Source organism: Arthrobacter sp. StoSoilB13, assembly GCF_019977255.1.
Lineage (GTDB): Bacteria > Actinomycetota > Actinomycetes > Actinomycetales > Micrococcaceae > Arthrobacter.
This window is the reverse complement of the sequence record NZ_AP024648.1, coordinates 445,617-467,887: the sequence shown is the minus strand read 5'-3', so window position 1 is coordinate 467,887 and position 22,271 is coordinate 445,617. Positions and strand designations below refer to the sequence as shown.

At 62.0% G+C, this 22,271-nt stretch carries 17 protein-coding genes and 6 pseudogenes; 12 read left to right on the top strand and 11 right to left on the bottom strand.

Features of this window, described 5'->3' with window-relative positions; all coding sequences use genetic code 11:
• Positions 1-58 precede the first annotated feature (58 nt).
• Both LDP01_RS14445 and LDP01_RS14440 read right to left on the bottom strand, forming a co-directional pair.
• Entirely contained in the window at positions 59-667 is a 609-nt protein-coding gene (locus LDP01_RS14445; protein ID WP_224093493.1) for a hypothetical protein, read from the bottom strand.
• 78 nt (positions 668-745) lie between these two features.
• A complete protein-coding gene (locus LDP01_RS14440; protein WP_224093491.1) occupies positions 746-1,252 on the bottom strand; it encodes a hypothetical protein in 507 nt (168 codons plus the stop codon).
• 8 nt (positions 1,253-1,260) lie between these two features.
• Here LDP01_RS14440 and LDP01_RS14435 point away from each other — a divergent pair, with 8 nt between their 5' ends.
• The 6 genes and pseudogenes from LDP01_RS14435 (at position 1,261) to LDP01_RS14410 (ending at position 7,378) form a co-directional block, all read left to right on the top strand.
• Positions 1,261-1,407 carry a helix-turn-helix domain-containing protein gene (locus LDP01_RS14435; protein WP_224093489.1) on the top strand — a complete coding sequence of 49 codons (147 nt, stop codon included), beginning with the start codon at positions 1,261-1,263 and terminating at the stop codon, positions 1,405-1,407.
• Positions 1,408-1,658: 251 nt separating this feature from the next.
• Entirely contained in the window at positions 1,659-2,387 is a 729-nt protein-coding gene (locus LDP01_RS14430) for a FadR/GntR family transcriptional regulator (protein ID WP_224093488.1), read from the top strand.
• A complete protein-coding gene (locus LDP01_RS14425) occupies positions 2,384-3,409 on the top strand; it encodes an asparaginase (RefSeq protein ID WP_224093487.1) in 1,026 nt (341 codons plus the stop codon). The genes LDP01_RS14430 and LDP01_RS14425 overlap by 4 nt, the downstream gene beginning before the upstream one ends.
• 13 nt (positions 3,410-3,422) lie before the next feature.
• Positions 3,423-4,839 (top strand): annotated as a pseudogene (locus LDP01_RS14420) (aspartate ammonia-lyase).
• A 142-nt stretch (positions 4,840-4,981) separates the two neighbouring features.
• Positions 4,982-6,493 (top strand): amino acid permease, encoded by a 1,512-nt coding sequence (locus LDP01_RS14415; RefSeq protein ID WP_224093486.1) that lies wholly within the window; start codon positions 4,982-4,984, stop codon positions 6,491-6,493.
• A 213-nt stretch (positions 6,494-6,706) separates the two neighbouring features.
• Positions 6,707-7,378 carry a FadR/GntR family transcriptional regulator gene (locus LDP01_RS14410; RefSeq protein WP_224093485.1) on the top strand — a complete coding sequence of 224 codons (672 nt, stop codon included), beginning with the start codon at positions 6,707-6,709 and terminating at the stop codon, positions 7,376-7,378.
• A gap of 26 nt (positions 7,379-7,404) precedes the next feature.
• Here LDP01_RS14410 and LDP01_RS14405 read toward each other — a convergent pair whose 3' ends face one another.
• From LDP01_RS14405 to LDP01_RS14370, 8 genes and pseudogenes are all read right to left on the bottom strand, one after another.
• Positions 7,405-8,274, bottom strand: coding sequence for an amidohydrolase family protein (locus LDP01_RS14405; protein WP_224093484.1), 870 nt, complete (start codon positions 8,272-8,274; stop codon positions 7,405-7,407).
• Positions 8,267-9,157, bottom strand: coding sequence for an aldo/keto reductase (locus LDP01_RS14400; RefSeq protein WP_263433788.1), 891 nt, complete (start codon positions 9,155-9,157; stop codon positions 8,267-8,269). The genes LDP01_RS14405 and LDP01_RS14400 overlap by 8 nt, the downstream gene beginning before the upstream one ends.
• Before the next feature lie 88 nt (positions 9,158-9,245).
• On the bottom strand, positions 9,246-9,560 hold the full coding sequence (locus LDP01_RS14395; protein WP_224093482.1) for an L-rhamnose mutarotase: 315 nt from the start codon (positions 9,558-9,560) through the stop codon (positions 9,246-9,248).
• The gene (locus LDP01_RS14390; protein WP_224093481.1) at positions 9,553-10,845 is read right to left on the bottom strand and encodes an alpha-L-fucosidase; all 1,293 of its coding nucleotides are present in this window, start codon (positions 10,843-10,845) and stop codon (positions 9,553-9,555) included. Before LDP01_RS14390 ends, LDP01_RS14395 begins: the two co-directional genes overlap by 8 nt.
• Before the next feature lie 93 nt (positions 10,846-10,938).
• Positions 10,939-11,928 carry an ABC transporter substrate-binding protein gene (locus LDP01_RS14385; protein ID WP_527249085.1) on the bottom strand — a complete coding sequence of 330 codons (990 nt, stop codon included), beginning with the start codon at positions 11,926-11,928 and terminating at the stop codon, positions 10,939-10,941.
• 117 nt (positions 11,929-12,045) lie between these two features.
• Positions 12,046-13,085: pseudogene (locus LDP01_RS14380) on the bottom strand (ABC transporter permease).
• Positions 13,082-14,615, bottom strand: a pseudogene (locus LDP01_RS14375) (sugar ABC transporter ATP-binding protein). The pseudogenes LDP01_RS14380 and LDP01_RS14375 overlap by 4 nt, the downstream one beginning before the upstream one ends.
• A gap of 42 nt (positions 14,616-14,657) precedes the next feature.
• Positions 14,658-15,957: pseudogene (locus tag LDP01_RS14370) on the bottom strand (L-fuconate dehydratase).
• A gap of 145 nt (positions 15,958-16,102) precedes the next feature.
• On the opposite strand from LDP01_RS14370, the gene LDP01_RS14365 reads away from it, so the two are divergent.
• The 5 genes and pseudogenes from LDP01_RS14365 to LDP01_RS14345 all read left to right on the top strand — a co-directional run bounded on the left by LDP01_RS14365 (position 16,103) and on the right by LDP01_RS14345 (position 21,533).
• On the top strand, positions 16,103-17,011 hold the full coding sequence (locus tag LDP01_RS14365; protein ID WP_224093479.1) for a fumarylacetoacetate hydrolase family protein: 909 nt from the start codon (positions 16,103-16,105) through the stop codon (positions 17,009-17,011).
• A pseudogene (locus LDP01_RS14360) lies at positions 17,011-17,773 on the top strand (SDR family NAD(P)-dependent oxidoreductase). Before LDP01_RS14365 ends, LDP01_RS14360 begins: the two are co-directional and overlap by 1 nt.
• 734 nt (positions 17,774-18,507) lie before the next feature.
• Entirely contained in the window at positions 18,508-19,104 is a 597-nt protein-coding gene (locus tag LDP01_RS14355; protein ID WP_224093477.1) for an RNA polymerase sigma factor, read from the top strand.
• Complete coding sequence (locus LDP01_RS14350) at positions 19,070-20,122, top strand: CU044_5270 family protein (RefSeq protein WP_224093475.1); 1,053 nt, start codon at positions 19,070-19,072, stop codon at positions 20,120-20,122. Before LDP01_RS14355 ends, LDP01_RS14350 begins: the two co-directional genes overlap by 35 nt.
• A gap of 604 nt (positions 20,123-20,726) precedes the next feature.
• A complete protein-coding gene (locus LDP01_RS14345; protein WP_224093473.1) occupies positions 20,727-21,533 on the top strand; it encodes a trypsin-like serine protease in 807 nt (268 codons plus the stop codon).
• Between the two features lie 127 nt (positions 21,534-21,660).
• Here the strand turns inward: LDP01_RS14345 and LDP01_RS14340 are convergent, their stop codons facing one another.
• Positions 21,661-21,843, bottom strand: coding sequence for a hypothetical protein (locus tag LDP01_RS14340; RefSeq protein WP_224093471.1), 183 nt, complete (start codon positions 21,841-21,843; stop codon positions 21,661-21,663).
• Positions 21,844-22,101: 258 nt separating this feature from the next.
• Between LDP01_RS14340 and LDP01_RS14335 the strand changes: the two are divergent.
• A pseudogene (locus LDP01_RS14335) lies at positions 22,102-22,239 on the top strand (SDR family oxidoreductase); the annotation flags it as partial.
• Positions 22,240-22,271: the final 32 nt, after the last annotated feature.

Below are 22,271 nucleotides of genomic sequence, written 5' to 3'. Positions count from 1 at the left end.
AAGTCCTCAGCTGGGAAACGGGAGTCACGTCCAATTTACCGTGACAGGACAAACACGTTCACCCCAGGAGAGGAAGCGAGCCGCGATTCCGGATCTGCGAGTCCCCGAATTCGACAGGCACGGGGGCAATTTCCATCGGCGGCTCATGGCGGGTCCGGGCCTTGCCAACAGCAATGTGGGGCAACCACCGGGGTGACCTGTAACCAAGGGCAGGTGAACTCAGGATGAAGTCGTCGATGTTGTTCAGGCCCAGGTCGTCCAGAAGCACATGGAGCCCCTGGACCAGAAGGGCCTGATAGTCGTGCACCTCTTGGGGAACGTCCACTTCCAGGCCCATGAGGCGGCCACCGCCCAGGGGGATCAGCTTGTCCGACTTTCCCAGAAATCCTTGCAATACAGGCAACCCTGTCAGCCAACCCACAAGCTCCGGAAGTACCTTCTCTGACCGCGAAATTCCTTTGGTCCAGGCTTCAATGTCCTGGACCAGATCATCGAGGATACCCACGTGCAGCAACGTCATGTGCAGCCCTTGCGGCTTCCGGAGGAAGTCGACGTAATGGCTTAGTCCCTCGTAGTCGGTTTGCCCGGCGCCTATGCGGAGGACAGGCACCTCGACAGTGATCCGAGGTCCATGCGGTTTGCCTCCAGCGGGGTTACTGGCCGTCATGCATGACATTATGCGCCGCCCGCCGCTCCCATGGCAGGCCCCGAACAGAAGCCCAGTGCCGCCGTCGTGCTTGACGCCCTACTTCCTGGAGCGGGCTTGAACCAGATTCGCAAACGGCAGGCGGCCATAGGTCGCAACGAAATCAGCGTGGTAGGCAGCCTCGGCTGCGTTCACTTCCGAAGGAGGTAGTTCTTTCCACGCGATGATCAGGTCCAAGGCGTCCCGAAGCTGCCAGATGAGGCGGGCATCCCAGACGACGGTGGGTCGCCCGCGGCCGTAATCCATGAACTCCTGGATCTGCTTCCGAAGCCCCCGGTTTCCCTGGCTTCCGGCGCTGGCTTTGCCCAGGTACAACAGGGAAGCATCGGGAACCCACTCCGCCTCCAAACCGTCACGCTTGAGGGATGGGTCTTTCTTCTTGAAGGTTCCGGCGGTGCTCTTGTTGAGGAAAACGGGCTCGAAGCCGGCAGGGCAAAGCAGGGCAAAGACCCCGGGACCTTGGGGGAAGCGCATGACGTCGAGGTCGTCCAAGGCTCGGAAGCCCGTGAAACCTTGGGCGGTGAGGGACTTTTTGGTGAAGAGCATGGTCCATTGTGTCAACCGCGCGTCTGCGGTGCCGGGCTTGCGACGTTGAGTCCGGCAAGGCCACGGTGGAGACGTCGAAATTCATGGACGTCTTCCAAGCCTTGGGATTCGAAATTGCCATACGCAACAGCGAGACTGGCCTGGTCCGATGGTAAATGCCCGAGCACTCGCCACGTTTATGGATGGGACCCACTGCGGCCTACAACGAGTTGGCACCGTCAGGTCCTGACGTGTTGTTCGGCGACGAAAGGTGTGGTGAAGCTGTTCGGCATCCTCCGGTCTATCGAGGGTCATGCGCGCGTGAGCTAGGTCCCCGCCGCAATCAGCGGAGCGCCCCCGGCCCCAAAGCGTGAAGCGAATCTTTCAGCGTTGACACGGCCTTGTGACCCGTGCCATATTCGATAACGTGAACCTGTCAGACAGCCGGACAGCCGGACAGCCAGCCCCTCAGGGCTCTTCCGCTGGGCATACGCCGATCTCCCGCATTTCCGCGGCTGAGGCTGTCTTCGCGGCACTCAGAAGGGCTATCGAGGGCGGTCAGTTCGATATCGGCACCAAGCTGAGTTCTGAAGCAACGCTGGCAGCCCAGTATGGCGTGAGCCGCTCGGTCATCCGCGAAGCACTGCGGTCCTGCAACACGCTGGGTTTGACCGTGACCAAGACCGGTAAGGGCACGTTCATTGTGGCCAACAAGGTCGCCAATGACCTTACCTTGGGCCAGTACAGTGCGCGTGATCTGAACGAGGCACGTCCGCACATTGAGATTCCCGCAGCCGGACTGGCAGCGCAGCGCCGCACCGAGGAAGAACTTGAGCACCTGAAGGACATCGTCCAGGAAATGCTCAACGAGAACGATCCCGAAGCGTGGGTAAACCTGGACGCCAGCTTCCATTCCGCCGTCGCCCGGGCCAGTGGCAACCGGGTGTTCGCCAGCGTCGTCTCCGATATCCGCGACGCCTTGGCCCACCAGTCCGAAACCCTCAACCTCGTCGCTGACCGGCAACACCGCTCGGACGAGGAACACGTTGCCGTGCTGAACGCAATCGAAGCAGGCGACGCCGAAGCAGCGAGCAAAGCGATGGCCGATCACCTTCAGGCCGTCAGCGTCGCACTGGACACGATCCTCAGCAAATGAACCACCCAAAGGACACCATGCCTCAAGCGACCGCGGCAGCAGCGGCCCAAACAGCACAGAGAACACCCAACCACGTCCCGCTCGTCGAACAGACCCGCGACGGCTTGGTGGAGAGCATCCACTATGGATCGTTGATCGCCCTGAACGCCGATGGCAGCAGTGCCATCGAAGCCGGCGAGCCGGACGCGCCGATGTATCCGCGTTCTTCCCTTAAGCCGCTGCAGGCCGTTGCCCTCCTCCGCGCTGGCTTGGACATCCCCCAGAACCTCCTCGCCCTGACGGCGGCCAGCCACTCGGGCAGCAAAGCGCATCGCGACGGCGCCGCCGAGATCCTGGCGCTTCACGGCCTCACCGAAGCGGCACTGGGCAACAGCACTGACCTGCCATACGGCGTCGTTGAGCGCGAAGAATGGCTCCGCGCTGGCAACGGCCCAACCCAACTTGCCCAGAACTGCTCCGGCAAGCACGCGTCCATGACCGCAGTGTGCGTTATTAACGGTTGGCCCGTGGAGGGCTACCTCAGCCCGGAGCACCCGCTTCAGGTCCTGGTTCGTGACACCATCACCGAACTGACCGGCGAGGATGCAGCCGCAGTGAGCACGGATGGCTGCGGTACGCCGCTTTTTGCCCACACGCTTCACGGCATGGCCCGCGCCTATGGCCGCCTCGCCGCCGCTGACCAAAGCACCGTCGAAGGCAAGGTTGCCCACGCCATGCGCCGTTTCCCGGAGATGGTTGCCGGGGAAGGCCGCGACGTCACTGCGCTGATGCGCGCAGTCCCGGGGTTGCTGGCCAAGGACGGTTTTGAAGGCCTCCAGTTGGTGGGCTTGCCGGACGGCCGCGGCGTGGCCGTGAAGATTTCCGACGGCGGTGACCGCGCGCGCATGCCCGTCACCGTTGAGGTTCTCCGCCAGTTGGGCGTCGACGGCGGCAGCCTGGACACGCTTCAAAGCCCACCGGTGCTGGGCGGCGGCCTTCCGGTCGGCGAGCTCCGCGCAGCGCAATTTTTCAGCAAGAACTAAACCAAGGACAGCTATGACCACCGTCGATCAGGCGATCCCCATCCGTTCCGAACACGACCTCCTGGGGGACCGCGATATCCCCGGGAACGCCTACTGGGGCGTCCACACCCTGCGGGCCATCGAGAATTTCCCCATCACAGGACAGCCTCTGTCCACCAACCGCCATCTGGTCCGCGGCCTCGCCGCGGTAAAGCAAGCGGCAGCCCGCACGAATCATGAGCTCGGCCTCCTGGATGCCGAACGCGCCGGAGCCATTGACCAGGCATGCCAGGACGTCATGGATGGCATGCTCCAGGAGCAGTTCATGGTGGACGTGATCCAGGGCGGCGCGGGCACCAGCTCCAACATGAACGCCAACGAGGTCATCGCCAACCGTGCACTGGAAATCCTTGGCCACCCCAAGGGTGATTACTCAAAGCTGCACCCCAATGACCACGTCAACCTGAGCCAGTCCACCAACGACGTCTACCCGACGGCGGTGAACCTCGCCACGATCTTCTCGGTGAAGGAACTCCTCCTCGCCCTGGAAGAACTCGAGTTGGCGTTTGCCGAGAAGGGCCGTGAATTCCGCACGGTAGTGAAGATGGGCCGCACCCAGCTTCAGGACGCCGTTCCCATGACCTTGGGCCAGGAATTCGGTGGGTACGCCGTGACCATTGGCGAGGACCGTGCCCGCCTGGACGAGTCCCACATGCTGATCCACGAGATCAACCTTGGGGCCACCGCCATTGGCACGGGCCCTGAACGCGCCAGTCGGTTACGCAGATGCTGCCTGCCGTCATCTGGCCGAAATCACTGGCCTTCCGCTCCTGACGTCTGCGGACCTCATTGAGGCCACGCAGGACGTTGGCGCTTTCGTTCATCTGTCAGGCGTCCTCAAGCGTGTGGCAGTGAAGCTCTCCAAGATTTGCAACGACCTCCGCCTGCTGTCCTCTGGACCGCGTGCGGGTTTGGGCGAGATCAACCTGCCGGCTGTTCAGTCCGGCTCGTCGATCATGCCCGGCAAGATCAATCCGGTGATCCCGGAAGTGGTCAGCCAGGTGGCGTACGAAGTCATCGGCAACGATGTCACAGTCACCATGGCCGCGGAGGCGGGCCAGCTTCAGCTGAACGCCTTCGAACCGATCATTGTGCACAGCCTGCACAAGAGCATCTCCCACCTGGAAGCAGCGTGCCGCACCCTTACGGCACGCTGCGTCCGGGGCATCACAGCAAACACCGAACGGCTACGGCTTACCGTGGAGCAGTCGATCGGTCTCGTCACGGCATTGAACCCCCACATCGGTTATGCCTCCGCCACGGCCATCGCCCAAGAAGCGCTGGCTACCGGCAAGGGTGTTGCAGAACTCGTCCTGGAGCACGGTCTGCTGACTGCTGCCCAGCTTGAGGAACTGCTCAGCCCGGAACGTCTGGCAAACCTGAGCAAGTAAGCCGAAACCGGCCAGTAAGCCCAGCGGCTCAAGAGAGCCGTCCCGCCCGATAAGGCACACCCCCACGAGGCCCTGTCCTGCGCTCCGGCCCCCGATCGGACGCGTCCAGGACACCCCCAACAGGACACCCCTAAGGATTCCAATGACCAACCCACCCATCACGGACCACACGGTCCCGGCCCAAGCGCATGCCAGCGAGAAAGCCCTCCACAAGGAGGACAAGGGCTACCACAAGGATCTGAAGCCCCGCCAGATCCAAATGATCGCGATCGGCGGTGCAATCGGCACCGGGCTGTTCCTCGGCGCCGGTGGCCGCCTCAACGCTGCGGGCCCTTCGCTCGTCATCGCGTATGCCGTATGTGGCTTCTTCGCATTCCTGATCCTCCGCGCTCTCGGTGAGCTCGTTCTCCACCGCCCCTCGTCCGGATCCTTCGTTTCTTACGCCCGTGAGTTCTTCGGTGAGAAGGCAGCTTTCGTTTCCGGCTGGTTCTACTGGATCAACTGGGCCACCACCACCATCGTGGACATCACAGCAGCGGCGCTGTACATGAACTTCTTCGGCAAATACGTCCCGTGGATCGGTGTGGTTCCACAGTGGGCATGGGCGCTTATCGCACTTGTCGTGGTCCTGAGCCTGAACCTGGTCTCGGTCAAGGTCTTTGGCGAGCTTGAATTCTGGTTCGCCCTGGTCAAGGTCGCTGCTTTGGTGGCCTTCCTGGTGGTAGGCAGCTACTTCGTCATCTTCGGCACCCCGGTGGAGGGCCAGGAAGTTGGCTTCAGCCTCCTCTCCGACAACGGCGGCATCTTCCCCAATGGCATCCTTCCCATGATCATCCTCATGCAGGGTGTGCTGTTCGCTTACGCATCGATCGAGCTCATCGGCACCGCCGCCGGTGAAACTCCGAACCCTGAGAAGATCATGCCCAAGGCCATCAACTCCGTGGTCTTCCGTATCGCAGTGTTCTACGTTGGCTCGGTCATCCTGCTCGCTCTGCTGCTCCCCTACACGTCCTACGAGAAGGGCGTCAGCCCGTTCGTGACGTTCTTCGGTTCCATCGGCATCCAGGGCGTGGACGTGATCATGAACCTCGTGGTCCTCACCGCCGCGCTGTCTTCGCTGAACGCCGGCCTGTACTCCACCGGCCGTATCCTGCGCTCGATGTCCGTTGCAGGGTCCGCCCCGAAGTTTGCCCAGCGCATGAACAAGGCCGGTGTCCCCTACGGTGGCATTGCGATCACGGCAGGTGTCTCGCTCCTCGGCGTTCCGCTGAACTACCTCGTCCCGTCACAGGCGTTCGAAATCGTCCTGAACGTTGCTTCCGTGGGCATCATCGTCACGTGGGCCACCATCGTCCTGTGCCAGATGCAACTCAAACGCTGGGCGGACAAGGGCTGGCTCAAGCGCCCGTCCTTCCGGATGTTCGGTGCGCCGTACACCGGTTACCTCTCGCTCCTGTTCCTGGTAGGTGTGTTGGTGATGGTCTTCATCGACTCCCCGCTCACCATGCTGGTCACGGCGATCGCATGCGCACTGATGGTGGTTGGCTGGTACCTGTGCCGCAAGCAGATCCATGAGCTTGCTGCGACCCGCGACGGCTACACCGGCAGCGCCCCGGTTATTGCCAACCGCCCCATGCGCGGCGGCGACTCCTAACGGGTCCCCAATAGCTCCAGTTCCGAGTAACGCCCGACGGCGGCACCTGGGTTCCGTAACAACGGAACGCAAGTGCCGCCGTCGTTGGTTAACGAACCCAAGTAAGTCGCAGCAGATGCCGTTTTGAGCGCTCAAAAGGGCATCTGCTGCTACCTAGTTGGGTGAGAGCGCGCCTAAGCCAAACATCCGATGATTCGCGACTACTATGGATCCATGGCTGTCACAGATGAGGCGATTGGCAAGATAAAGGACATGCTGATCCGCGGGGAACTCAAGGCCGGGGATCGGCTTCCGCCCGAGAAGGAACTGAGCGAGCGGCTCGGCCTTTCGCGCAGTTCACTGCGTGAGGCGGTGAAGGCACTGGAGCTGATCCGCGTGCTCGACGTCCGCCGCGGCGACGGAACCTACGTCACCAGCCTCGATGCCAAGCTGCTTAACGAAGCCGTGGCATTTGTGGTTGACCTGCATCAGGACCGCTCCATCCTGGAACTCTTTGAGGTCCGACGAATCCTTGAACCGGCCACCGCCCACCTCGCTGCCGGCAAGATCGGGCCGGCAGAGCTCATGGCGCTCCGGGCCACCATGGACGGCATCGATGAAAACACGGACGTCGAGGAACTCGTAGCCCACGATCTCGAATTCCACCGAATCATCACCGAAGCTGCGGGGAACGACTACCTTGGCAGCCTCTTGGAAGCCCTGTCCAGCAGTACGGTCCGAGCCCGGATCTGGCGTGGCCTGACGCAGGAAAAAGCTGTGGCGCATACGCTGGCAGAACACCGCGCTATCGCCGACGCCCTGGAACGCGGCGATGCCGAACTGGTCCGGGCCCTGGTGACTGTCCACATCAGCGGCGTGGAGAACTGGCTGCGGCAGGCCCTCTAGTCCGAGGAAGTCCTAATCCTTGGGAGCTAATCCTGTGGAAGCGGCGTAACCGGCAGCCCGTAGGTGCGGATTGCTGTCGCCTCGAGCGCGGCATCCTGTTCAGGGACGCTCAGTGAAGAGATGAGTTCCAACAACACATCCAAGGTCCGGCCGTAAGGCGCACCCAGTGTGCTGACCGGCCAGTCGCTGCCGATCATCAAGCGATCGGGACCGAAGGCCTCCAGCGCTTCGTCGAACAAGGGCCGCAACGAATCTGCGGAATATTCCACGCCGGGCAAGTGCAAGCCGGACAACTTGGCCACGGTGTTGGGCAGACGCCCTAGTTCTCGAAAATCAGCGCGCCAAAGGTCCATCGCAGCGGCGTCGGCAAGGGGTGGCTTGCCGAGATGATCCAGGACCACGGTCAGCTCAGGAAGTTCGCGGGCAAGCCGTACAGTGCCTCCCAGATGACGTGGGAAGGCATCGGGGACGTCGAAGGCCAGGCCGCGTGCGGCAAGCAGGGCCAGGGATTCGCGTACCGGGGGCAGGTCAAGGAAGTCATCCCGGGGATCATCGTGCACCAAATGCCGCACGCCCCTGAAGACGGAATGAGTGGCGAAGCGGTCCAGTTGGGATGCGGCTTCCGCGGGAGAGTCCAGTTGGATCCACCCCACGACGCCGAGTACCCACGGATTGCGCGAGGCCACCCCCAGCATGCTCTCGGTGTCAGCAACCGTGTCGTCGGCCTGGACCATCACCGCTCCGCTCACCCCCGCTGCGGCCAGGACCTCTGCGGCCTCATCCTCGCCGAAGCTGCGGAACAGCCCACCGTGCTGCGGGCCGAGCCATGAGTAGGGCCGGACACCTCCCGTTACGAAGGTATCGAGATTCCAGAGGTGCAGATGCGCGTCAATCACGCCGCAGGGCCTCCAACGCGTCCCACAATTCTTCGGGCACGGATTCCTGCATACGGCTGGCGTTCGAAGTGACCTGTTCAGGTCTGCTGGCCCCGACTGTCACATTCACCACGGCCGGATGCCGCAAGGGGAACTGGAGTGCCGCCGTCGGGAGTTCCACCCCGAAGTCGCTGCAGACGCCCGCGAGCGCACGCGCACGCTCAACCACTGCACGCGGTGCGCGGTCGTAGTTGTAATGCGCGTCGTCGGGGACTTCGGGACGGGCCAGCAGCCCGGAGTTGTAGACGCCAACATCCACGACGCCGGTGCGCTGCTCCACGCAGCGGTCAAGCAGCGGGACGCTGGGCTGCTCAAGCAACGTGTAGCGTCCTGCGAGCATGATGAGGTCCAGGTCCGCGGCCTCGACACATTCCAAGGCTGCTTCCGCGGAGTTGGTGCCGACGCCGATGGCTTTGACCAAGCCCTCGGCGCGCAGTTTCTCCAGCGCTGGAAGGGCGTGGGAGATGCCCTTCTGGAGATCGTGGACATCGGGATCGTGGAGGTATGCGATATCCACATGGTCCAGGCCCAGGCGTTCCAGGGAGTCCTCGATGCTGCGCCGGATGCCGGCTTCGGTGAAATCCCATACGCGTCTGCTGGTAGCGGGGACGTCGAAGCCCTCGTCGTCCTTTGCCGAGCCGGCCGCTGCCGGGCCGTCCTTTGCCGAGCCGGCATCGGGGTTGGCTTCCAGCAAGCGGCCCACTTTAGTGGAGATGACGAATTCTTCCCGGGGTTTGTCCCGGAGGACAGCGCCCAATCTCTGCTCGGACAAGCCCAGGCCGTAGTGGGGTGCGGTGTCGAAATAGCGGACACCTGAATCCCAGGCCGCCAGGACAGTAGCCAACGCTTCCCCATCCGGGATGGCTTTGTACAGGTTTCCGATGCCGGGCCCCCACCGAATCCGAGCCTGCCGAGAGTCAGTGGTTCAGAGTTCATGGCAGTTCCCATACTTTCTGGATACCCGAATCGTTTCCGGAGTAATCGTCCTGAACCTCAAGAAGTTCTGCCATCCGGGCCTGCCAGGGAACGTTCGCCGGATGATCCGCGAGCGCATGGCGCATGGCTTGGTAGTCCTCGACGTCCACCACGTGGAAAAGGTCCAGCCCGCTGCGCCAGATCCGCCAATTCCGTACGCCGGCTCCTTTGAGGGCTTCAACGAGTTCGGGCGGGATGTTCGCGTGGGCGTCTGCGTATGCCTCTTCGGTTCCGGGTTTGAGCCGGGTGTGGAGGGCGATGCTTTCAGTCATTGAGATTCCCCGGCTTCAGGAAAAGTTCAAGCACGGGCACCGCGACGTCGGGCCGCTGGACGGGGAGCTTGATGGTCAGGGTCCCGGCTGGTTGGCCTCCGGGGGTCATGTTCATGGCCTGCTGTGCGGGGTCCACCTGTTGGAGGAAGACCTCGGATGCGTCGTTGAGGAGTTGGGCGTACTCCACTTTGCCGGCCAGGTCCGGGAGATGGACGTATTCAAAGGGCCAGGCGAAGAGGTGCACGTACAGGCGGTCCCCGCGCTGGGTGTAGCGGGCATCCGCAGGTGCTGTGAACTGTGAGGTCCCCGCGCCGTAAATCGAGCGGGAATGCAGTTCCATCCACTCGCCGATGCCTTCAAGGGAGGCGAGCGCCCGGGGGTCGATGCTGCCCCGGCCTGTTGGGCCTACGTTAAGCAGCAGGTTGCCGCCTTTGGAGACGCCGTCCACCAGCATTCGGATGAGCAGGTCCACGGATTTGTAGTTGAGGTTGTCGCGGTCGTAACCCCAGCTGCCGTTCAAGGTCTGGCAGGCCTCCCAGGTGACGGGGACGCCGTCGACCATCATGGGTCCGGCCGGCTGGTACTGCTCGGGGGTGACGAAGTCGCCGGGGATACCAAGGCGGTCGTTGACCACTATGCCGGGCTGCAGTTCCCGCACCATGGCGAGCAGGGTTTCGGAGTCCCAGTCCTTGGCACCCTTGCCGCCCCAGAACTCTGAGTGTCCGTCTCCTGCGTAGGAGAAATCGAAGAACAGGTAGTCGATGGTGCCGTAGTTGCCCAGGAGCTCGCGCACCTGTCCGTGCAGGTACTCGCGGTAGCGTGCCATGTCGCGTCCGGCGTTGAGGTTTTCGACGTCGGCTGCGTTGCGCTGGGGGTGCACGCCGTCGATGGTGAAGTCCGGGTGGTGCCAGTCGATCAGCGAGTGATAGAAACCGACTTTGAGCCCTTCAGCCCGCAGCGCTTCCACGTAGGGTGCAATCAGGTCACGGCCCGCTGGGGTGTTGGTGGCTTTGTAGTCCGTTAGGCCTGAGTCCCATAGGCAGAAGCCGTCGTGATGCTTGGTGGTAAGGACCACGTACTTCATGCCGGCCCTGCGCGCGGCCCGTGCCCACTCGCTGGGATCGTAGAGATCGGGGTCAAAGCGCCGGAAGTATTTGGAGTACTCCTCCACAGTGGTTTCCTCGCGGTTCATCACCCACTCGTGCCGGGCGGGCAGGGCGTACAGGCCCCAGTGTACGAACATGCCAAAGCGTGCCTCTTCGAACCAAGGTGCGTGCTGGATCAACGGGATACCTTCCGTGTGCCGGGATTTGGCAATGTTTTTTCAGCGTCAGGCCCGGATTGGGAGCCGCTCAGGGCCTCCCAATCCGGGCTGATTCTATTGGTAGAGGTTGGGCTTAATGGTTTCGGAGTCGATGTTCTTGGCGTCGTACCAGTAGAAGCCGGTGTCGATCTTGCCCGGCAACTTCTCACCCTTGATCGCGGCAACGGCGGCCTTGATCGTCTCATAGCCGATGCCAACAGGGTTCTGGGTGACGGCGCCTGCCATGAGCCCGGACTTGATCGCGTCGATCTGCGCCTTGCCGGAGTCGAATCCGACGATCGTCAGCTTGCCCTTGAGGCCAAGCTCCTCCACGGCCTTGACGACGCCGATTGCCGAACCTTCGTTGGTTCCGTACATGCCTTTGAGGTTCGGGTTGGCGGTGATGATCGCCTTGGCAGCGTCTGCCGAGAGCAGCTGGTCACCACCGGCGTACTGGATGGCGACGATCTTGACGCCGGGGTTGTTCTTTTCGATGTATTCCTTGAAGCCGTCCCGACGGTCAGTGCCGGACTTTGAGGTCTGGTCGTGGCCGATGATGGCGATCTCCCCTGATCCGCCAATCAGTTCAGCAAGGTGCTTTGCAGCCTCAGCTGCTGCAGCCTTGTTGTCGGTGGAAGCCGTGGTGGCCGGGATGGTGGAGTCAACGCCGGAGTCGAACGCAATGACCGGGATGTTCTTGCTCTTGGCCTGCTCCAGGAGGGGCGTGGCGGCCTGTGAGTCCAGCGCTGCGAAGCCGATGGCTGCAGGCGATTTGCCCAGGGCCGTGGTGAGCATCTGGATCTGCTGATCGACGTCCTTCTCGGTGTTCGGGCCCTCAAAGCTGATCTCGACGTTGAATTCCTTGGCAGCCTTGTCCGCTCCTTGCTTGACGGCCTGCCAGAACTGGTGCTGAAAACCTTTGGACACGACGGCGATGTACGGCTTGGCGCCGTCGGCTGCTGCTCCGCTGGCGGAGGCGGATCCGGCCGGTGCCTCGCAGCCGGCGATGGCAACGGCACCGAGGGCGAGGCCGGTGAGGGTAAGGAAGGAACGGCGGTTGTGGATGGACTTGCTCACGATTGAAGACTCCCTTTTCTGAGGATGCGTTCTGGAGAAGATGCGTTCTGGAGAGGATGCGATTGGGTGGAGCGGAAGCGGGTGGTTGGAGCCGAAACGCAGCGGCTATTTGGTGGTCTCCTTCCTGCGCAGCATGTCCAGATAGACCGCCACGAGGATCACGACGCCGATTGCCACGTTCTGCCATTCCTGCGGCACGGAGATAATGCGCAGGCCGTTGGTCAGGACGGACATGATGAGGGCGCCGATCACCGTTCCGACGATGGAGCCTTTGCCTCCGGCCAGGGATGTTCCACCGATCACGACGGCGGCAATCGCCTGCAGCTCGTAGCCCATGCCCTGCCCCGGCTGGGCGGAGTTCAGGCGGGCTGCGATGATGACGCCGGCCAGGCCCTGTGAAGGCTCCGGCGGCCGTATAGATCCACAATTTCCAGTTCCGCACGTTGATGCCGGAAAGTGCTGTTGCTTCCTCGTTGGAACCGATGGAGAAGGTATAGCGGCCCAAGAGCGTCTTGCTCATGACGAGTCCGGCCAGTACGGCCACCGCGAAGAAGATGAATACTGCGTTGGGAACTACCAGGCCGGGGATGGGCTTGCCGAGGGCAAGGTTGGCGAAGCCTTCAGTGCTGGTGAAAATAGATGGGTTTGGTTCCGGAAACCACCAGGGCCATGCCCTGTGCTACGAGCATCGTGGCCAAGGTGGCAATGAACGGTGGGATCTTCAGGAACGAAATGAGGAACCCATTGACGGCACCGATCACGGCTCCCATCAGGATGCCGCCAATGACGCCGGCCCACAGCGGCAGGCCGAGATAGGTCAGGACCACGCCCGTCATGACTGAGCACAGGCTCATCCCGGTGCCTACGGAGAGATCAATGCCTCCGGTAATGATCACGAACGTCGCGCCCAGGGCCAGCAACCCGATCACGACGGTGGAGAGAAGGATGTCCGAAAGATTGCTTGGCACCAGGAACCTTGAGTTCATCGCACCGAAAAAGATGACCAGGACAATGAGTGAACCGAAGGCCAGGAGCTGTTGAAGGGATGAACGGAACCGGGTTGCCAGGTCACGTACGGGCTTCTGTTCGGCGGGTCCGGGCTTTGTACCCTGGTTGCGGGACGCGGGGGTCTCTACAAGGCTCATGCTGTCATTGCTCCTGGTGTGGCGATGGCGCGGCGGGTGGCCAGCTCCATGATTTGTTCCTGGGTGGCTTCAGCGTTGCTGAGGAAGCCTGTGATCCGGCCTTCGGCCATAACGGCGATCCGGTGGGACATGCGCAGGATCTCGGGAAGCTCCGAGGAGATCATGATGATCGATTTCCCACCGGCGGCCAGTTCGTTAAGGAGCCTGTAAATTTCCTCCTTGGCACCAACGTCGATTCCACGCGTGGGTTCATCAAAAATGAGAATGTCGCAGTCCTTGACCAGCCACTTGGCGATCACGATCTTCTGCTGGTTGCCGCCGGAGAGATTGCGCGCCAGTTGGTTGATGGATGGCGTTTTGATCCTTAGCTTCCTGCTGTATTCCTCAGCGGGTCCTGCGCAACGCCGAATCCTTGATGAAACCGCCCGGTGCGTTCGCCGCGAGCGAGGAGAGCATGATGTTCTCCTTCACGTCGCGCTCAAGCATGAGGCCAAGATGCTTGCGGTCCTCGGACAGGTAGCCGATGCCCAGCTTCGCGGCAGCGGCAGGGTTCGGGATGGCCGCATCAACGCCGCGTACCTGTAACCGGGTGAACGTGGCACGATCGGCGCCCACCAGGGCCCGTGCCACCTCCGTCCGACCTGCGCCCATGAGCCCGGCGAAGCCAAGGATTTCGCCGCGTCGCAGTTCGAATCCGACATCCCGCAGCAAGGCTCGCGTCGATAACCCCTCAACCGAAAGCACGACGTCGTTACGCACCTCGGCGGGGACCGCCGTAGGGCGCTGTTCTCCTGAAATCCGACGCCCCACCATCAGGGAGATGACTTCCTTCATGGTGGTTTCCGCTGTATTGACGGTGTCCACGTACTCGCCATCGCGGATGACGGTGATGCGCTGTGAGATCTGCTTGAGTTCGTCCATCCTGTGGGAGATGTAGATGACGCCTGTGGTGGGAGAGATGAATCCACGGATGATCTGGTGCAGGGCGGCCACCTCGGCGTCATTCAGTGCTGCCGTTGGTTCGTCCATGATGATCACTTTGGAATCGTGGCTCAGTGCTTTCGCGATCTCCACCATCTGCTGCTTGGCGACCGTCAGCTGCCCCACTTTCTGACGGGGATTCAGCTGCAGCCCGATCCTGTCCAGCAGTTCCCGGGCCTGATGGTTGAGGGCCCGTTCGTTCAGCACTCCGAAGCGCCGGGGTTCGCGGCCGATGAAGATGTTCTGGGCTACGGTGAGGTCCGGCATCAGGTTGAATTCCTGGTGGATGATGCTGATACCCAGTTCCTGCGCGTGCTTGGGACTGTTGGGCACAAAGGCCGTTCCGTTCAGCTCGAAGGCGCCGCTGTCCGGTGTGTAGATGCCGGATAGAAGCTTCATCAGCGTGGACTTTCCGGCGCCGTTCTCACCCACGAGCGCAAGGACTTCACCATGGCGAAGCTCCAGCCCCATGTTGTTCAGGGCCCGGACTCCGGGGAAACTCTTGCTGACTCCGTGGAGGGAGAGCAGCGGTGGTGCTTGCTGGGTCATGCGATCACTTCCTTGTGAGCGTGCACGTGCTGTCGCGGTACGTTATCGGGCCCAGACGGGGCCGTCGGGGAAGGCGTATTCCGTCAGTGTTTCACGCACCATTTCGTTGCCCGCACCAGGAGCCGACGGCGGCCAGTAGACGCCGCTTCGGACGTCCACAGGTGTGATGAAGTGCTGGTGCAGATGGTCCACGAACTCGATCATCCTGCCTTCCTTGGTACCTGAGACGGCAACGAAGTCGAACATGGACAGGTGCTGAACGGCCTCGCACAGCCCCACGCCGCCGGCATGCGGACACACGCGGATCCCGAACTTGGCCGCGAGCAGCAGGATGGCGATGTTTTCGTTGACCCCGGCTACACGGGCCGCATCTATCTGCAGGACCTGGAGGGAACCAGCCTGGAGCATCTGCTTGAACACCACCCGGTTCTGGACGTGCTCGCCTGTTGCCACAGGGATGGGGGCAACCCCGCGGGCAATGGCCGCATGCCCCAGGACGTCATCGGGGCTGGTAGGTTCCTCGATCCAGGCGATGTCATAGGGAGCCAGGTGGGCCATCCAATCGATGGCTTCCTGGACATCCCAGCGCTGGTTCGCGTCCACCGCGATCCTGGTGTCCGGCCCCACCGCAGCACGGGCAATCCCGACGCGCCGGATATCGTCTTCCAAGGAGGCACCCACCTTGAGCTTGATCTGCGCAAACCCATCGGCCACGGCTTCCTTGGCCAGGCGCGTCAGTTTCTCGTCGCTGTAACCCAGCCAGCCCGGCGTCGTGGTGTAGGCGGGGTAGCCTTCAGCGCGGAGGGCTGCTTTGCGTAGCTCCTTTCCCGGCTCCGCCATCCGGAGGATCGCCAGCGCCTCATCCGGCGTGAGGGCGTCGGTGAGGTATCTGAAGTCCACCAATGCCACGAGTTCCTCGGGACTCATGTCTGCCAGCAGTTCCCAGAGCGGCAAGCCGGCCCCGCTTGGCCTTCAGATCCCAGAGAGCGTTGACCACCGCACCTATGGCCATATGTATGACGCCCTTCTCCGGGCCAAGCCAGCGGAGCTGGGAATCGTGGGCCATCAGCTTCCAGGTGGCACCCATGTCGCCCAGGAGGTCCTCCACGTTACGGCCCAGAATGTGCTCCCGGAGGGCGTCGAGGGCTGCCGTCTCAACCTCGTTTCCGCGCCCGATCGTGAACACGAAGCCGTGGCCTTCATGGCCGTCACCGGCATCAGTGCGAATGATCAGGTACGCGGCTGAATAGTCGGGGTCCGGGTTCATGGCATCGGAGCCATCGAGGTCCTGTGAGGTGGGAAAGCGGATATCGAAAGTGTCCGCTGCGGTGACGACGCTCATTGCGCTCCTTGCTTGGCAGCTGGCGGTTGATCTAGGTAGAGCTAAACATCCGATGTCTACCTTGTCAATGGGTCACATTTCCGTATTATGTAGTGAAACAGCACACTAGAGCTCGGATGTTAGTCCCAAACGCACGGAGGAAGCCATGACCTTGAAATTCGCCAGGCTGGGTACGGCCGGAAACGAACAACCGGCCGTCATCGCCCAGGACGCCGACGGCATAGAGAAGTACTTCGATCTCTCGACGCTGACCAACGACATCGACGGCGTTTTCCTCGCCTCCGACGGTTTCACCCGGACCCGCGCAGCCCTCCAATCCGGGGAACTTGCGGAAATTTCCGTCGAGGGCATGCGCATCGGCGCTCCCATTGCCCGGCCCGGCTCGGTGATTGCCATCGGCCTGAACTACACCGCGCACGCCGCCGAATCCGGGGCCACACCGCCCGAGGTCCCAGTGGTTTTCCTGAAGCCGTCCAACACCATCAGCGGACCTTTCGACGCAGCGCCCATCCCGCCGTCGTCGGAAAAGTACGACTGGGAAGTGGAATTGGCAATCGTGATCGGCAAGGAAGCGTCCTACCTTTCCTCCTTGGACGAGGCCGAAGCATGCATCGTCGGCTACGCAGTGGCCAACGACCTGTCCGAGCGCGACTACCAGATTCCCGGAGCCGCCGGACAGTGGACCAAGGGCAAGTCACTCCCCGCCTCCACTCCCCTGGGCCCATGGCTTGTACCCGCCGCTGACGTTGATGCCAACAACCTCCGGCTGAGGACCCTGGTCAACGGCGAAGCCCGCCAGGACTCGAACACCTCGGACATGATTTTCGATCCCGCCACGGTCGTCCACCACCTCAGCCAGTACATGGTTCTGGAGCCAGGCGATGTCATCATCACAGGCACACCCGAAGGCGTGGCCCTCTCCGGTCGGTTCCCGTACATCCAGCCCGGCGACGTCGTGGAACTGGAGATCGACGGCTTGGGCCGGCAGCGCCAGGAATACTACCGCGCGCAGGCCGGCACTGTTTCCGCCGTCCCTGCCCACATCAGCGCCTGATGGCAACCCCTATGGGCCAGGAATTCGAAGGCCTGGCAGCACTCGTAACCGGCGGGGGCCTCCGGGATTGGTGCTGCCATTGCCCACCGGCTCTCCGCCGGTGGCGCGCAGGTCGCCGTCCTGGACCTGGCACCTGAAACCAGCCCGCACTTCGGCGTGGAATGCAACGTTGCCGATGACGCCTCGGTGCGTTCCGCCGTCGAGACCGTTGCCAGGCAGTTCGGCCGCCTGGACATCGTGGTCAATAACGCCGGTATAGGCGCCCAAGGTGACATCGCCGCAAACGACGACGACGAGTGGCTCCGGGTCCTGAACATCAACGTCGTGGGAATTGCGCGCGTCAGCAGAGCGGCGCTGCCTTACCTGCGTGAGTCGCCCTCAGCGGCCATCGTGAACACGTGCTCGATTGCCGCGACCGCCGGGCTGCCCCAGCGGGCGCTGTACTCGGCATCAAAGGGTGCGGTGCTGTCCTTGACGCTGGCCATGGCTGCCGACCACGTCCGCGAGGGCATTCGCGTGAACTGCGTCAACCCAGGCACCGTGGACACTCCTTGGGTGGGGCGCCTCCTGGATTCCGCCGCTGACCCTGCAGCTGAGCGCGCCGCCCTCAATGCCCGTCAACCTCATGGCCGGATGGTGGACCCTGCCGAGGTTGCAGGCGCGGTCGCCTACCTCGCAAGCCCGCTGTCCGGTTCGACGTCGGGAACCTCCCTGGCCGTCGACGGCGGCATGCAGGGTTTGCGGCTAAGGCCGGTTCAGTAGGGGGTGCGTTGGTTGGGGATGGCTCCTGAGTTGGCTCACGGGCTCAGGTCTCGCGGACCGGCAGGCCGCTGAGCTGCGGTGTTGTGTCAAAAAGAGAGATGGACAGTGGGACTTCGAACCTTCCGAGGCAGGCGCCGGAACCCCTGGCCTCGAAGCTGGCTGTGCCGACTGCTAGCCGTCCAGCCGATCCGGCGTGGTTATCCTGTCGTGCCCCTCGTCCATACTTGACGTTGGATGCCGAGTGACAATGGGGCGCTGGTTATCGTCCCGATGAGAGCAAAAGCTTACTACCACTTGGGCGGCTTCCTGTGTCGCCTACGGGGTACCCATCGGTTGTCGCTTGTTGTGGCATTTCGGTTTGTGCCAGGCACGGGTGAGCGTAGCGAGCGACGCCCTGTCTGCTCGGTCTGCTGGCAGATGCCCGGCGACTGACGGGCTGGAACAGCTGGGCAGCGACCGAAGGGTCTGCGGCCGATTCCATCCCACTGCACTGCAACCACCAGTTCCGTTGCCCTTGCGAAACTCGTCCAAACCCTCCCCGGTCCGCCTGCGCTCCCACGCGGTTCCCACCAAGAACCCAAGTGGGACGGTTCTTCACTGCACCTTGTCAAAGTGCTTGAGTAAGGCCGCGTCCCAGATGAGATAACGAGGCACGGATAGTCTGTGGTCGAGGTCCAAGGGAGGAAGAAGGGCCGCTGCGTGAACTCTTTTGTGGCCAGCGGTCAATACATAGTGTGAGCACAGACAGCGAAATCATCAGGCGGTCCCGGGACAGCCCCGCAGTTTTCGGGGAGCTGTACGATCGGCATGCCTCAGCCATTTACAGGTATGCGGCCAGAAGGGCAGGGGAATTCGCCGCGGACGACGTTACCTCGGAAACCTTCCTGGTCGCTTGGGAGCATCTGGAAAGATACGACACGAGCCGGGACGATGCCCGGCCATGGTTGTTCGGCATCGCTACCAACTTGCTTCGACAGCATCACCGGGCCGAAGCCAGCGTCCTCAGAACAGCCGCGAAAACGGCTTCAAGTGAGGCCATAGCCGATGACTCCGACCGGATCGCTGCTGAGGTCGACGCCAAGGTAGCCACCGGGAGAATTGCTCAAGCCCTCCGGGATATGGCTGCGATCGACCGGGAAACGTTGTTGCTCTACGCATGGGCTGATCTGACTTACGAAGGCATTGCCCAGGCCATGGGCGTTCCGGTCGGGACGGTTCGCTCCCGCTTGAACCGTGCGCGGCAAACACTTCAAGCCCAGCTCAACCTTGAAAGACCTACCGAAACGGAGAACCACCATGGACGACCTTCAGCTGCTCCGCGAGATGCGTAGCGATGTCGGCTCAGCACCACCTGCTACGTTGGCCCGGGGCAGGGAAAAAGTCATGGCCAAAGTGCAAGCGTCCGTCACCTCAGCGCCTCAGCGGAAACCCACCGTTTCGCCTATTCGGTTCCGGCGACGTGCCCTTTTCGCTTCTGCCGCTGCCGCGCTGTTGGTCGGCGGTATCGTCATTGCCGATGTCGTCAGACCTGGAGGTCCGGGAACCACGGCAGAGGCGGCCGAGGTGCTGAACAACGCCGCTGCTGCAACCATTCAAACGTCCGACCCTGTGGTGGGACCCGGCCAGTATCTGAAGATCGCAACGAGGTCGGTCTTTGGAACGGGGGGGCAGGCTGCCAATGTAAGCGACGTGAGATGGGAAGAGACCACAAACAGTCAGATGTACGTGCCAGCCGACAGGGCAGATGTATGGGTCTGGAACCGGGAACCTCGCCTGATTTTGGACTCGCCGAGCGAGGAAGCCAAGGCTCTGCCAGACGAGGTCCGTAAGGCTCAGGAAGCCGAGTGGGATGGGCAGCCTGAGTTCGTCGGGATTCTGCGTTCCCCGGGAGGTGTCTTCTATGGGAGTGAGCCGACCGTCATCGTTGGTACGCCGTTAAGGGAGGCCGCGAGTCTGCCTAGGGATCCACGGGCTCTCCTGGATTTGATCTACGAACGCATCAAGGGCGCCGGGAAGTCTCCCGACGGTGAGGCTTTCACGGCAATCGCGGACGGCCTGCGGACAGGAGTCGTTCCGGCTGACCTGCGCGCTGCGCTGTACAAGGCAGCTGCTCTAATTCCCGGCGTTACGGTGACTGACAGGCACGCAATGATCGACGACCGCACAGGCATCGCCATCGGTATCGCATCATCTGACGGAGTGACGGGAGCGAACATCGTTATCGATCCTGCCTCGGGTCTGGTCATCGGGGTACAGTCCGTGTTGCTCAAGGACTATCCCGGATATCCCGCGGGGACGGTCACGACTTGGACCTCGCTGAGGACCTCAGTGGTGGACTTCGCTCCCTAAGCTGTCGCCCCAGAGAGATTTGCCGCACATCACGGCGGGGCGGTCGCCGTTGGGGGATGACCGCCCCAAGTGGACGGACTGAGCCCGAACGGTCCGTCCACCGGCCCTGCATGCCTACCTCGCGATGATGGTTCTCCTCACCGCTGGGATGAACCCCAGGGACGCTAAACCCCTTTAATCTGGCATAGATTTTGAGATTCGGAAATCTTTGACCGAAGGAGTGCTGGAGAGTATCCGGAAAGTGATTCTCGTTTGTCACGCCCTATGAACTTGTTGTGCGATTCGACAGCAACAGGACGCCGAACGTCGCGAGGCACGTTCAGCAGAACATCATTTCGTTAGAGGAAGAATCGTCGGCTTCAATTAGCCGGCCAATTCCCGCCCACGCGAAGCAGTATTGAGCAGTTTCCCATTGCTGCGGCGTCCTAGGCGAGTTCACCGGCAGAAACAGCGAGCCCGTTACTCCCGCTTTCCGCCCTTGTATTTTCCTTACGACGGCGGCTCCAGATCGCAAAAGGCGTGGCGAAGCCAGATTGTCTGAGGAACAGGTTAGAGTCTGCTCCAGTCGGCGTGGTCGACAACCAAATCTCAATTATGGGGCAATATGCGGAAGTTAATCAAGGGCGGGATCTCTGGGATCTCGGCCCTGATTGCGGCACTTTTTGTCGTTGTGATCGGCGTGCAGCCGGCTCACGCAGGGTGGTACAACTATTTGGCTGGTCACCCGATGTACAAAGGCACTTCGCCTTGGTGTACCGGCAGTTATGTCATTAACGGCACGAGCGGGACTTTTATCCTGACGGCTGGCCATTGCTTTTCTGTGGGCGAACGGGTGTCCGGCACGGGCGCCCAGTTCGGCACGCTGGAGTACCGAAAGTACAACGGCACTGACGGTGACTCCGGGCTCGTTCGACCCGACGCCGGCGTCGACGTGTACCAGACCATTGTTGATCCCAAGACAGGGAATGCTCCTGGCAGCGGACATGTAACGGGAAAGATGCCCAGTGCTGATCAGACTCTCGGCACTGCGGTCGGCAAGATGGGCAATACAACAGGCTGGACTGAAGGAACGATCCAATACCGCTTTTTGGATTGGAACGGAGTTTACGTCTACTGCGCCAACTATGCCCGAGCCGGAGGTGATTCCGGCGGTCCCGTTTGGCGACAGGACAGCCAAGGTCTGCGAGCTGTTGGCATGCACGTCGGGGCCCTTAACTACAACGGTTCCGTTCTCGGTTGCTACATCCCCATAGACACTCTTTTGAGTCAGTGGGGAGCGAGCATGAACTTCTGGCCAGCGTACGCAGCTCGTGGGACAGTTTCAGAGGAAGAATTGATGCCTCCAAGCCCGAGCAACGAGCTCCCGCCCGTACTCACAGCCGCCGATGGTGTGCAGCTGATCCTGGACTAGTGGGAGTCTCCGGAAGCGGTAGCTGGGCAAACGTGTTTGCTCGCTAATACAAACTAAATATGGGATGTCCTCCTGGTTGCTCAGAAAACCAATGCAGCAGCTAGGAGGATATCCATTTAATGTGCTGTCAATTCGTCACGGCAACCTGCCCAGCTTGGCGGCTGATGCCAGCTGCCCGGCCAATATCCGTCCAGGAAGCGCCTGCCGCTTTCGCAGCCGCAACGGTCTTATCCAGACGATGCCCGGCCTGCCGGTGCTCCCTCGCCGCCGCCTCCACCCCAGGAATCGCTTCGGGCCTGAGTTGGCTCACGGGCAGTGGTCTCGCGGAGCGGCAGGCCGCTGACCTGTGGTGATGTTTGCGGATGTACAGTTTTTCACGCACTGATGGAACTTGATCTAGTGTCACGGTGTGGCATTGATCAGGAGGGTGCGGACGGCATCTGGCGCTCAGCGACCATCACCATCAACGGCACACGCAGACCTTCGCACCCGACATCGCCAACGAGCAACAAGCCATTCTCGATGCCATCCGGAGTCCAAAACTCACGCACTGAGCAAATGAGCCACGTCAGGCCGGATGGTGGACCCTGCTGAGGTTGCCGGTGCCGTCGCCTACCTCGCGAGCCCGCTGTCCGGTTCGACGTCGGGAACCTCGCTGGCCGTCGACGGCGGCATGCAGGGGCCGCGGTTGCGGCCGGTTCAGTAGGGGTGCGCTGGTTGGGGCTGGGTTGGCGTGGC